The sequence below is a fragment of the Marisediminitalea sp. genome (genome assembly GCF_984433645.1).
In genome coordinates this window covers 17,219-30,560 of the sequence record NZ_CFIDRX010000032.1, presented here as the reverse complement: position 1 = coordinate 30,560, position 13,342 = coordinate 17,219, and the positions used below count along the sequence as shown (strand labels likewise).

General features: G+C 49.9%; 9 protein-coding genes. 3 read left to right on the top strand and 6 right to left on the bottom strand.

Annotation, left to right across the window (positions count from 1 at the left end; genetic code table 11):
• The coding region (locus tag AC4MRN_RS06485) for a hydroxymethylglutaryl-CoA lyase (protein ID WP_491202818.1) at positions 1-833 on the top strand (833 nt) is incomplete at its 5' end.
• 36 nt (positions 834-869) lie between these two features.
• On the opposite strand, the gene AC4MRN_RS06480 is transcribed toward AC4MRN_RS06485, so the two are convergent.
• The 3 genes from AC4MRN_RS06480 to AC4MRN_RS06470 all read right to left on the bottom strand — a co-directional run bounded on the left by AC4MRN_RS06480 (position 870) and on the right by AC4MRN_RS06470 (position 3,677).
• A complete protein-coding gene (locus AC4MRN_RS06480) occupies positions 870-2,027 on the bottom strand; it encodes an MFS transporter (RefSeq protein WP_491202817.1) in 1,158 nt (385 codons plus the stop codon).
• Between the two features lie 106 nt (positions 2,028-2,133).
• Positions 2,134-2,673 (bottom strand): SRPBCC family protein, encoded by a 540-nt coding sequence (locus AC4MRN_RS06475; RefSeq protein WP_073324778.1) that lies wholly within the window; start codon positions 2,671-2,673, stop codon positions 2,134-2,136.
• A 44-nt stretch (positions 2,674-2,717) separates the two neighbouring features.
• Positions 2,718-3,677 (bottom strand): nucleoside hydrolase, encoded by a 960-nt coding sequence (locus AC4MRN_RS06470; protein ID WP_491202816.1) that lies wholly within the window; start codon positions 3,675-3,677, stop codon positions 2,718-2,720.
• A 260-nt stretch (positions 3,678-3,937) separates the two neighbouring features.
• On the opposite strand from AC4MRN_RS06470, the gene glgC reads away from it, so the two are divergent.
• Positions 3,938-5,218 (top strand): glucose-1-phosphate adenylyltransferase, encoded by a 1,281-nt coding sequence (glgC, locus tag AC4MRN_RS06465; protein ID WP_073324780.1) that lies wholly within the window; start codon positions 3,938-3,940, stop codon positions 5,216-5,218.
• A gap of 49 nt (positions 5,219-5,267) precedes the next feature.
• Here glgC and AC4MRN_RS06460 read toward each other — a convergent pair whose 3' ends face one another.
• A complete protein-coding gene (locus tag AC4MRN_RS06460) occupies positions 5,268-6,548 on the bottom strand; it encodes a spinster family MFS transporter (RefSeq protein ID WP_491202815.1) in 1,281 nt (426 codons plus the stop codon).
• 155 nt (positions 6,549-6,703) lie between these two features.
• Between AC4MRN_RS06460 and AC4MRN_RS06455 the strand changes: the two genes are divergently transcribed.
• Positions 6,704-7,522 carry an acyl-CoA thioesterase gene (locus AC4MRN_RS06455; RefSeq protein ID WP_155015067.1) on the top strand — a complete coding sequence of 273 codons (819 nt, stop codon included), beginning with the start codon at positions 6,704-6,706 and terminating at the stop codon, positions 7,520-7,522.
• A 70-nt stretch (positions 7,523-7,592) separates the two neighbouring features.
• Here the strand turns inward: AC4MRN_RS06455 and AC4MRN_RS06450 are convergent, their stop codons facing one another.
• Both AC4MRN_RS06450 and AC4MRN_RS06445 read right to left on the bottom strand, forming a co-directional pair.
• Entirely contained in the window at positions 7,593-10,541 is a 2,949-nt protein-coding gene (locus tag AC4MRN_RS06450; protein ID WP_491202819.1) for a TonB-dependent receptor, read from the bottom strand.
• Positions 10,542-10,606: 65 nt separating this feature from the next.
• On the bottom strand, positions 10,607-13,252 hold the full coding sequence (locus tag AC4MRN_RS06445; RefSeq protein ID WP_491202814.1) for a family 16 glycosylhydrolase: 2,646 nt from the start codon (positions 13,250-13,252) through the stop codon (positions 10,607-10,609).
• Positions 13,253-13,342 lie beyond the last annotated feature (90 nt).

Genomic DNA, 13,342 nt, shown 5'->3' with positions numbered 1-13,342 from the left:
AGGCAAAAACCGACTTTATTCACGCCCTGGCCAAAGCCGGACTCACCCGCATTGAGGCCGGTAGCTTTGTGTCACCCAAATGGGTGCCGCAAATGGCGGATTCCGCAGAGGTGTTTAAAGGTATCTCACGCATACCCGGAGTTACCTACAGCGCCTTAACGCCCAATGATAAAGGCATGCAGGCTGCGCTTGATGCAGAGGTTGACGAAGTGGCCATCTTTGCCGCCGCTTCAGAGGCCTTTTCTATGCGCAATATTAACTGCAGCATTGCGGAAAGCCTTAAGCGCTTTGAAACGGTAATGCAAATGGCAAACGACAACGGCATGAAAGTCCGGGGTTATTTGTCCTGCGTTATGGGCTGTCCCTATGAGGGGGAGATATTGCCCGATAAAGTTGCTGAAGTCACAAAAACACTGCTGGACATGGGCTGCTACGAGGTGTCGCTGGGAGACACCATTGGTGTAGGTACCCCGGGGCACACCCACCGCTTATTCGATACCCTGCTTGAGGACATTGACGTAAGTAAACTCGCTGCTCATTTCCACGACACCTATGGTCAGGCACTGGCCAACCTGGTGGTTGCATTGCAATACGGTGTGAGTACCATTGACAGTGCAGCAGGCGGCTTAGGCGGCTGTCCTTACGCCGCGGGTGCAAGTGGCAATGTGGCTACCGAAGACGTGGTGTACATGCTAAATGGCATGGGCATTGAGACGGGTGTTAACCTCAACGCGGTTCTCGCTGCTTCCAATGCCATGTTTGGTCACCTGGAGCGCCAGGCCACGTCCCGGACCTACACAGCAATGCTGGCGAAGTGTAACCGCAGTTATTAACGTCGTATTGGGTCGGTAAACTGCCCTACATTGGTGTTATTTTTCAGACGGCAGGATCAGTGTTAACAGCATGCCTGCCGTCAAAGCACCCGACATGATCGCGACAATATTGAGTTCAGTTGTTGCCGACAACATTGCATATAAAGCGCCAAATCCCAGCAAAATAATGCCAATCGCGGTATTGCTGAACGCAACCAGTTCGGTACGATCCTGCCCTTCTTTAACATCCAGACTGTAAGTTTTTCTGCCTGTCCTCACCCCGGTATGCGCCACTGCCAGTACAAAAAAGCTGAAACCTGCGGTGTAAACATTGTGTTCGGGTAGCCAGTTCAACAAAGCACATGCCAGTAACGCGAGTCCACCAGCCAACTGCAAAGTGAGGCGAGCGCTTTTGTCGGCCACACTGCCCCAGATAAACGACGACAGCATGGTCGCCAGCGCCTGAGCGGCCAGAAAATACGGCAGTAATTGCATTGCATCCTGCTCACTTTGCACCATAAAGTAAGGTGCAAGTAATGCACTGTGAACAAACAGTCCGCGCACTAAAATAAACCGATAAACAGTGCTGTCGAATCGCCAGTTAAACCCGCTGGAACCATCTTCTTCAGTTTCTACGCGGGTGTGGTTGGCGTAAAGAATGACCAGTCCGACGGTAAAGGCACCTGCGGCAAACAATGTGATCCCCGACGCGACCTTATTGCCCAAGTCCTCTCCCATGAAAGTGAGCGGCACCGCTATAGCCAGGGTCAGAATACCGGAGATGGTAGACGCAATGCCAAGCAACTTGCCTCTTTCTCCCTGTTCGACAATGTCTGCCTGAATATCTTTCATACTAAGTGAACACGCTGACCGTCCGAGACTCAGCAGCACCAACGCAGCTAACATACACCAGCCCGCTGTAGCCCCGTCAAGGAATAATGCAGCAGCCGCGATGCCAAGCACTGAAAGAATCTGAACATGCATACCGACACGCCAAACACGGTGCCTGGCTGGCAATCGCCTCAGCAACACACCCAACGGTGCCTGGGGGAGCAATGCGCCAGACTCGCGAATAGGTACTAACCATCCCAGCATCCAGGCAGGTGCACCGGCCGCTAGTAATAAAGCAGGTAACGTGGTTTTCGCCGAGATCAGCAGATCTGCGAGCTTACTGGCACTGAGTGAAGCAATGAGTTTGCGTTGACGAGCATTCATTAGTTTTTCTGTTTAAAACGGAATGGGCTTAATTAAAGTACTACATTTCATACAGATACGCTTTACGTTACGAATAAGATCGCCTTAATAATCGAGCTTGTTCACCCTATGAGGCGGTAAAGTTGTTTTCAGCAAGTACTTTAATATTTTCTAAACCGACGTCGAGGTCGCGGCCTAATTTGTCGTCAAAGGTGAGTAATTTATAGCGGTCGATGATATTAAGTCCAACGTCGCCATGGCTACTCCAGATCACGCGGGTTTTGTTGTCGAACGCTTCAAGTCGTATTTCACCGGTTGCCTCAATACCGTGGGTCACATTTTGCATTGAATAGGTCAGCTTTCGATTGAATTGTAGAGCGCTAATCTCGATAGAGCCAATCCCTAATACCTCACTCTGCCACTGAACCCGCATACCAATAGCACGATCGGGTCCGTCATAGGAGTAAATAGCGGCAGCATCACGCTGGCCCCAACTGCTCCACTGCTGCCATTTTCGCAGGTCAACGAGCATGGGGTAAATGTCGCCAGGGGCCGCTTCAACTTCAATTGAACGCTCAATACGGTATTCGCTGGGTAAAATAACGCCGACCAGACCAACGAAGACCAGTATGATGATGATGTTTAACGCTGCTTTGCTCCCCGGCATAGCGTCCCCTGTTTGTAACGACCCAGAGGAATTATAACATCAATTTAACAATTTGAGAGATTTACTGCTTTTTTAGACTTTAACAGCTGAAAAATGTAATTAATGACTTTCGGCGCATCTGCATCACAGAGCCACTCACATTCAAATCCTGTACTTTCCTGCCAAATTTGCCCGGCATTCGGTGTACGCACAGAAGCAAGACATTTGCCTTTCGACACGGTTAACGCATCAGGTGCCACGCCAAGCACACACGTTGCCAGTACATCCCACATAAAGTAAGTAAATTCATAGGCAGGTATCGCAGTTACCGTTGCCGCCCAGCACTGTCCAGCCAACTCCGACAACGGTGTGCCGATTTCTGATAATGCTTGCAGGAAATCCCAACTAACCGGCAACCGATTAGTGGCGTCTAAGGGGACTAGCAACAACGGCAACTCCGCAGCCAGCAAATCGTATGTAGCCTGAGGATGCCAGTAAGCATTCCATTCCGCCGTGCCATTGTGATCGTGCATGGCCACATTACCACGCACGTCTATCGCACCGCCCATCCACACGACCTTGGCAATGTTTTGTTTCAATGCCGTTGTTTGTTGTACAGCGGCAGCCAGATTAGATGCCGGCCCAGTCATCAGTACCGTTACTGGTTCGCTAATGGACTCGATAACTTGCTTCATTAATGCGTGTGCGGGCTCTGATACACATTGCAATTGATCAGCTGTGCTGCGCAAAAACGCAGGCAATGCCCGACAAAAACGAGGCTGGGCACGCCAGTCTGCCGGAAAAGGATTCGGTCCGATTATGTCCCCTACTGCTACCTTCACGTCTGTAGCATTAAACATATGCAAAATTTTAAGGGTGGATTCCAGGGCGTCATCGGGGTAGCAGTCAGCCGGGGTTATGCACACCGCTTTTAGCTCAATATGCGGCATACAGAGCAATAAAATTAGCGACAACAAATCGTCGATTCCACCGTCGTGGTCAAAAATAACAGGTTGTTTAGGCATGATATGTATTCAAACTGAAAAAGAAGAAAAATGGCAGTTTGCCAATCGGGTCTTGCCGGTACATTACAATAATTCAGGCAGAATGCCAGCATATTTAAATCTTTGTAAATACTGGCTTGAGCAATATTTATACTCAGCGTAAGATAGTGAAAAGTAATACAATTTACAGTGCATTGTTTCAGTACTGAACATTGCCAACCTCAGGTACTCACCCGACCACTTGGATGATTGCCGACTGTGCGTGTCAGAAGGAGAATAGAATGGCCGACAACAGCTCTCGTTATATCAGTAACCTAACCCGAGATACTTATGCTCTCATCCTCGCAGGAGGACGAGGTTCACGATTACATGAGCTGACTACCTGGCGTGCCAAACCTGCACTCTATTTTGGTGGTAAATTCCGTATTATCGACTTCCCGCTGTCTAATTGCATTAACTCTGGTATTCGGCGCATTGGCGTTATCACTCAGTACAAGTCTCACTCACTTATCCGTCACCTGGTTCGGGGTTGGGGTCACTTCAAAAAGGAACTGGGTGAATCAGTTGAAATTCTACCTGCATCACAGCGTTTTTCTGAAAACTGGTACGAAGGAACAGCCGATGCGGTATTCCAGAACATCGATATTATTCGTGAAGAATTACCTAAGTACGTAATGATCCTGTCGGGCGACCATATTTACCGCATGGACTATGGTGACCTGCTGGCAAGACACGTTGAAACCGGCGCTAAAATGACCGTGTGCTGTATGAAGGTACCACTGCAGGAAGCCGCAGGTGCATTTGGTGTAATGTCGGTGGATGAAGATCTGCGCATTAAGGGCTTTACCGAAAAACCAGAATCGCCAGACCCTGTGCCGGGCGAGCCGGATATGTGTCTGGCGTCTATGGGTAATTATGTGTTTGAAACCGAGTTTCTGTTTGAACAACTGCGTCGCGACGCGGAAACATCAGGCTCTGAACGTGATTTCGGTAAAGACATCATTCCAAGCATTATTCAGGACCACGATGTGTACGCCTACCCTTTCCAAAGCAACGACAACGAACACGTTTACTGGCGTGATGTGGGTACCCTGGATTCATTCTGGGAAGCCAATATGGAAATGGTTGCCCCTGTTCCTGCCCTGAACCTGTACGATCGTAAATGGCCTATCTGGACCTATCAGGAGCAATTGCCACCGGCGAAATTCGTCTGGGAAGATCAGGACCGTCGTGGTGAAGCCATCAACTCCGTCGTCTCTGGTGGCTGTATCATTTCTGGTTCAACCCTGCGACGCTCGCTGTGTTTCTCAAACGTTCGCGTGCACTCTTACGGATTGATTGAAGAAGCGGTGTTATTACCGGATGTCGAGATTAAGCGCCATTGCCGTCTACGCAAAGTCATTATCGACCGCGGGTGCGTGATCCCGGAAGGCATGGTAATTGGTTATGATCACGATGAAGACCGCCGCAGAGGATTCCGGGTCTCGCCCAAAGGCGTAGTGCTGGTTACCCGTGAAATGCTGGGCCAACCGGTTGGTGGTGCGATGATTCCGCAAGACTAATCTATTTGTCGAATGTTAAAACGGGCAACACAGATTGCCCGTTTTTCGTTTAGTAAGCTGACGCTACAGCATCTAGGTCTTTTTCCAAACGAAACGCGGTCCACACAAACGCCAATACAGACAATGCAAAAGGGACAGCCAGGTATTTGAACGCCAGTAACAACGCCCCCATTTCACCCAACTCTGCCATATTGGACTCACTGACCAGACCAACAAAAGTAGGTCCGCCGCCAAGTGCAATCAAATTGAGCACAAAAAAGCATACCGCGGTAGACATAGCGCGGCATTGGGCCGGAGCCAGCGACTGCACCATAGCGAAACAGGGGCCAAAATAGGTACCGGACGTTACCAGTAACAGCGTAAAACCGGCTATCGCCAGATAAAGCTGCTCTGTGTGTATCGCCACAAAAAATGCCGGTACTCCAATGCACAAGGCAATCGCAGGAAGCAATGCATACGCGCCTTTGAAGCGCTGCCCCCAGCGGTCCGCAATCACCCCACCAGCCCATACCCCGAGGGCATACAAGGTGCCATTGATGACACCAAATATGACCAATAGATCAACGATATCCGTATCGGTAAAACGACGTACAAAAAAGTCCATTTGCCAGCCGGTAATCGCATAATTCGCAAATGAGGATAGCGTGATCCCCATCACCATGCCCCACCAACTGGGTACAGAGATAAAAGTTTTGATGCCTGCAATTAAAGAAAGTGAACGAGTGGTTGTCGCCCCTTGCCTTACGGGCTCATTCACAGTGAATTTCAGCACCAGTGCCAGTAACACGCCAGGCAAGCCAACGGCAATCATCACCGCACGCCAGTTTGCTTCCCCGCCGCTAAGCATAAATGCCGATGCCAGATAAGCCAGCATAATGCCAAGCGGAATACCCAGCGAATACAGTGCTATTGCGGTTGCGCGTCGACTGGCAGGAAATAAATCAGCGATAATACTGTGTGCTGGTGGCGTCCCGCCCGCTTCTCCAATGCCCACACCAAGCCTGCACAATGCCAGTTGCCAATATTGTGTCGCAAGACCGGATAGCGCAGTAAAACCGCTCCACATCGTCAGAGAAACCGCAATAATATTCACCCTGTGACTGCGATCTGCCAACCAGGCAATAGGTATGCCCGTAAGGGTGTATAACATGGCGAAATAAATGCCTTTTAAATAGCCAAGTTGCGCATCGGTAAGTGCCATATCGGCCTTTATCAGCGGAGACAAAATACCAATGATCTGTCGGTCGACAAAGTTAAAGGCATAGACCAAGGTTAAAATAAGCAGCACATAATACGGTTTCTGTGCACGCACAGCAGGTGTTTGAGACATGGTGTTGTAAGCAATTATAAAGGTATATAAACAGGAATGAGTCGTGTTCTGTACAAAGCTAACAGATAATACCACACTAACCATAGTAAGCATTACCGGCAGCATTTGAGTTTAATCACGCCGATGCGGCCACAATTTAGGTAACCGAAGTCAGTATGCACATTGATCAATTATTAGCGTTAACGTCTGAGGCCAGCGAACAGTCTGCTATTCTCTGGCAGAGTACTCACCCGGGCTTGCCCAGCAATTGGGGCCAGGGGCGCACCGCATTTGGCGGCATTACCGCAGGACTCATCTATCACGCCCTGAATCAGGTAGTAGACAACGACCGTAGCATTCGCGCCTACCATGTTAATTTCATCGGCCCAGTCAGTTTTGACACGCCGTTTGAGCTGGTAGTTGAAGAACTGCGAACCGGCAGAAATATGTCGCAGTATCTGGGGAAACTGGTTCAAAACGACCGGGTTTGCGTGTGTGTACAAGCCTGCTTTGGTGTAGGACGTAAGTCTAAAATTCACGTCGACAAACTGCCTGAGCACAACATGGCTATCCCCAAAAAAGCCAAGTTTATTCCGCAAATCCCTAAGGTAACGCCAAATTTCTTCCGTCACTTTGAACTGGCGATTGAACAGGGACAGATCCCGTTTAGCTGGAGTAAACACAGTCACTATCACGGTTGGATGCGATTTAAACAACCACCGGCTACCTTTACGCCTACGCACCTGGTCACCATGATTGACTGCTGGCCGCCAGCCATTATCCAGCAATTGAAATTGCCTGCACCGGTGAGCACAGTAAGCTGGGATATTGAATTTGTGCAGCCATTGGAGGTAACCGAGGAAAACCCATGGTTTGGCTATCAGGTGGACACCAAACTCGCTGTTGATGGTTACGCCCACACCGAAGCGACCATCTGGGATGACAAACAACGCGTTGTCGCCCTGAGCCGTCAAACCATTGCGGTGTTCGATTAGTCTTTAACAGGCAAAAAAAAGCCCGGTTACTTACCTAACCGGGCTCTACACGTACTTCAACCACTATTCGTTAGTTGAAAGTATAACGCACACCGAGTGCATAACGTGTTCCGTACTGACGAGCAAACAAGAATTGCTCCTGATAACGACCATAACCCTGTTCCGTTTCATTCGTGATGTTTAATACATCCAGGAACATAGTCAGTGATTCGTTAATGTCATAATTTACGCTCATGTCCCAGATACCAAAGTCTTTAAAGAACTGAGGTGGTGCATCTGCTGAGCCCTGAGCCTGACCCACACCTAACAGGTAATCGTCACGCCAGGCATAAGTCAGTTTCACAGACAGGCCATCTTTCTCGTAGAAACCCTGTACGTTTGCTGAATCACCCAGACCGGTCAACGGCGCTTGTTGTGTCAGGCTGTCAACGTCAAATTCAACGTCACCTTCCACAAACGTAGCGTTCACACCAAAACCAAAGCCGCTTTCACCAAACAAGTGCTGAACCGCAACTTCGAAACCATCTACAGACTTAGAGTCGGTATTGGTTGGCTGGCTGATGTTCCATACGATCAACGGATCACTTGAATCCGGCTCAATCTGCCCATCGGCATTTCCGTGACCATTTGCCAGCATTTGATCAAAAATAGCGGTGCTGGTTGCCTGCTCACCACGCGCTTCAATATCAGCGATGGCTTGTAAGTAACGTGGTCCATTGTAGATGTCATGCAAACCTTCAATCGTGGTTTCCGTGATTGTGGTCTGAATAAAGTTATCTACGTCTTTCCTGAAGTACACGATGGACGCATAGCTCCCTTCGCCGTAGTAATAATCTAATGCGATATCCAGGTTAGTTGACTCAAATGGCAACAGGTTCGGGTTACCCTGACCACCGGTGCGGGCACCAGGTTTAGGGCTGCCGCTTAACGCTCTACCACCGGCCAGATTACCCAGCGGTGCACGAGCCATGCTCTTACCCCATGACAAACGCGCCATCAGCTCTTCAGTCAGCTCAACACGTAAATCAATGGCGGGTAACAACACATCGTGTTTACCATACTGCGTGAGGAAGTTGTCTGTGCCACCTTCTTCGTACTGCATGATCCACTCAGAAGCACTCACCCAGTTTACTTGTTTTTCAACACGCTGACGCACAGTACTGGTTACGTCGGTTTCTTCGTAACGTAAGCCTGCGATCAACTCTACCGGATAATCCTTAACATCGAAATCCCATTCCGTCTGGATATAGAAGCTGTTCGTCACTTCTTCTACGTAGCTCTCGCTGTCGATACCATCGAAGTAAGCATCCGGCACATAAACGTCTGCGCCCATGATATCTTCGGTCAGGTAAGCCATTTGACGCGCTACCGCTTCATTGAAGTCGTAGGTGTAGTAATAGTTTGGCATGAGCGCACTACCACCGCCGGCGAACGCATCCAGCAGGCCCGATGTATCATGACGGGTAAACATGCTGTCCGGGAAGATCTCGGTAAAGCTAGGGTTAAAGCCTGGGCCACCGCGCAATCCACTCCAGGCAGAATGCCCGCCCATGGTCTGCTCAGTGCGAGCTAAACCAAATTTCACCACTGCCATAGGAATATCAAAAGCAGAGTTAAACCACTCACCGTCGATTTGCAGCTGTTCAATGGTCGACTCACCGGGTGAATGAATGAACTGGCTGAAGTTGGAATCAATTTCACTTGGCATCAGCTCATTGGTGCCATTGCGCCAATTAATGTAGGCGTGCGGGATTTCACCCGTACGGTAATCATACACTTTGGAAATCAACTGGTCAGAACCAAGAATGATTTGACCATTGCTGCCCATGCCTTTGTCGGCACCGTTGTCGATTTCATTGTTGGAATCGTGATAGTCGAAGTTCAGCTTCAGGTCGTCATTTACCTGCCACTCAACGTTCAAACCAATCGAGCGAGCGTCAACTTCAGTAGTACCGCGGCTCGCCGTGAATGAGCCGTCGTTACCGCCGATATCGGCATAAAGCGCAGTGCCGTTTTCATCCAGCTCGTAGGCGTTGATGTTGCCGCCGAATTCGTTCCAGATACCCCAACCAATACTTTCCACACCAACCACTGAGTTAGTCACGGTGTAGTCTAGGGTGACTTTCACGTCTTCGGTAGGCGCATACTGCATGGTTAACTGTGCATTGGTACGCTCATTTTCAACGTCATCAATACCGTAGTTCATGTCTTTCGGGAAGAAATGGTTGCCAATGCGATCGCCATTTTCGTCAACGGCACGCGGGTCAATCACCAATGCATCATCCAGATCCGGCAAGTCTACGTTGGCCTGCCAGCCTTGAATATTGGCTTGCTGACGCTGGAAATCACGCTGGTAGTGGTTAAAGCTCAGTGACACACCAAATGTATCATCGTTAAAGGTGTTGCTGTACACCCCTGCGATTTCTGGTGTAACTGTGTCGCCCTTCTCTACCGACTCATCGTGACGGGCTTTTGCCATGAACGAGTAGCGTTCACCCGGCTGCGCCAGCGGCTTGGTGGTAACAATATTCACCGTCGCGCCCAGACCACCACTTGGATTCGCTACCGTAGAAGTCTTGTACACTTCGAGGGTTTTAACCCCTTCGGCCGACAGGTTTTCCAGGCTGTATGAACGGGTAAAACCGGTACCCGGCATTTGACGGCCGTTCAGCGTGATCAGGTTGAACTCAGGGCCAAAACCACGCACGGTAATCTGGCTACCTTCACCGTTGTTACGGCTAACGGTAACACCTGGGATTCGCATCAGTGATTCAGCGAGATTAGAATCCGGAAATTTACCCATTTCTTCTGCAGAAATGGCATCCATTACCCCTGGCGTGCTGCGTTTCAGGTCCATGGCACGTAATAAACTGCCGCGGATACCCTGTACTTCAATGACCTCAACCTGCGGCTCTGCCGCGTCATCCGCTTCTTGAGCCAGAACAGGCTGACCAGCAGCGCCCATCAGTAACGCTACAGATACCGCCAGACGACTTTTGTTAAATGTTGTGTAGTTCATAATTGCGATACTCACGAAAAATTCTTTACCTTGTCAGGTGCCCGCAGGCACCTGGCGTCACTGGCTTATTCAGCCACAATTTCAACGTTATCCAGACGGTACACCGCGCCGTTTCCGGTACCCCAGGCAGGGAATACCATGACAACGTCAAGGGCACTGATGTCCAGTCCTGCGTTAAACAGCGACTGCAAGGTAAAGGTGTAGGTTTGCCATTGGCCAACTTCTGGCGCGGCGCCTTCTACACTGTCAGTTAAGTTAAGCTCTACGGCGGTGGCAGCGTCGCCTGATTCAATTTTGAATAACCAGACTGAATCCGGATCGGCTGGTGCAGACACCACTTTCAGGTCAAAACGCACTACACCGGTTGCCAGTAAATTGGCTGCGTCGTAGTAAACACCGTCATCGGCAAGCAAGCCCATTACGGTTGGCGCTTCGCCAATGATGAACTGAGCAACAGCGCCTTTACTGTCGTCTTCATCAGTTTCAACCGTTGGTGTAGAGCCACCACAGCAATCCCAGATAGACCAGCCGTCTGCCGCAACATCAGCAAACAGCGTGATGCCATTAGCAGATTCAGCAGATGGGTCGTAAATTTTCGCGTTGTCTACGCGATAAACTGCCCCTTCACCGGTACCCCAGGCAGGGAAGATCATGATGACGTCAATCGCACTGACATCCAGGCCTGCCGCAGACAGGTCAGACAGTTTAAAGGTATAGGTTTGCCATTCGCCGGTTACTGGCGCTAAACCTTGCTGGCTTTCAGTAATAGGCAATTCAACCGCAGATGCTGCGTTGTCTGATTCCAGTTTGATTAACCAGGACGCATCCGGGCTTGAAGGTGCATCCACCACTTTCATTTCAAACTCAAACACACCGGTTTCCAGAATGCTGCTGGCGTCGAACGGCGTATCGCCACCGCCGTTTGCACCGCGAGTAATAAAGCCCATTACAGTGGGTGACGCACCAATGCTGAATTGTGCAACCAGGCCGTGCTCATCGTCATCCAGTTCTTCCGTTGGCATTGAGCCACCGCAGCAGTCCCACATTACCCAATTCGGGTTTTCGCCGTCGTCAAAGAACACCACTTCCGGACTTGGCGCGGTAATTTTCACATTGTCCATTTGATACACAGCACCTTCACCGGTACCCCAGGCAGGGAAAATCATCAACACGTCAATGGCCGACACATCAAGACCTGCATCTGCCAGTGATTGAAGGGTAAACACATAGGTTTGCCACTCGCCCGTTTGCGGCACAACACCATCACGGTTCGCCGCCAGTTCAATTTCTACGGCGCTGGAAGCGTTGTTACTTTCAACTTTGAACATCCACACTGAGTCTGGATTGCTCGGTGCAGAAACAATTTTCATATCAAATGAAATCACACCGCTTTCCAGCATCCCTGAGCCATCAAAAGGTGAAGCCTGCCCGTTTTCGTCAGTGATAAATTCACCACGGCTGATAAAACCGTTTACCGTAGGCTGAGCGCCAACGTAAAACTCGGTCACTGCGCCCATGTCAGGGTCGTCGACTACCATAGGCGTTGAGCCGCCACAGCAATCCCATGCAGGCCAGTTTGGATTGGGTTCATCATCAAAAATTGTCAGGTTTTGTACCACACCAGAAGAGGGTGGAGAGGGAATGGGTGCTTCACCTTCAACCAAAGCGTCATCCAGGCTTTCATAGCCTGGACGGACAGTTTCACAACCGCGGCCAGTGTCCGGATCAGAGGCACATTCATAGACACGCACGTAATCAATTACGTATTCCTGACCATTGGCAAACGCATCGGCATCAATACCCAGATTGTTTACGTTTTCCGGCCAGTCACCGCCCACAGCCAGGTTAAGTAACAAATGGAACTCCTGGTCGAATGGCGCAGTGTTCCAATAAGTGGATAATTCGCCCGTAATTTGATCGTAATATTCTGCGAACCAGCCGCGATGGCTCAAGCCCACAGCCTGCCCTTTTGAATCATAACGAACTTGTGACTGACGTTGTGTGGCATACAGATAGCCGTCCATATACCAGCGAATTTCGCCTTCCTGCCACTCAATGGCATAGGTGTGGAAATCGTCAGCAGGGTTTACACCGTCAGGTAAAGCATACGCTTTGCCTGAATTCACATTGTTTGGCCATTCGCGACCGTAGTGCAATGTTCCGTAAATATTCGACTCAACATTGCCGTCGGCATCGGCCACTTTCAGGTTTACCGCTTCCATAATGTCGATTTCGCCCGACTTCGGCCAACCGCCATACACATAGTCGGTAGGAAGCATCCAGAATGCAGGCCAGCTACCCTGCCCTGATGGCGGTTTGGCACGCATTTCAAAGCGGCCATATTTGAAGTCGCCTTTATAGCGGGTATTTAATCTGGCAGAGGTATAGGCTTTCTCGGCGCCTTCTTCTGCAGGCAGCGCCACAATGTGCAGCATGCCGTCAGCAAGGAATGAGTTTGCAGGATCGTCGGTGTAACATTGTTGTTCGTTGTTACCACCGCCTGCGCAGTTGACTTCGTGAGTCCACTTGTTGGTGTCGATAGCATTGCCATCAAATTCATCACTCCAGACTAACTGCCAATCACTCACCGGCTCGGATGGATCAACAACAGTAAAATCTGACTCAGTTTTGGCGCTTCCGCCGCATCCCATCATGGTTGCCGCTGTTACAGCAACAAATAAGCGGGAGAGTTGCGTGGTTGTGTTTTTCATTATTCAGCCCCGATAGAAACGGAATTTTTTGTAAATACAGAAACGGTAAAAACCGCCATGACCCTGTAAGCGCTTACACGAGCAAGAAGA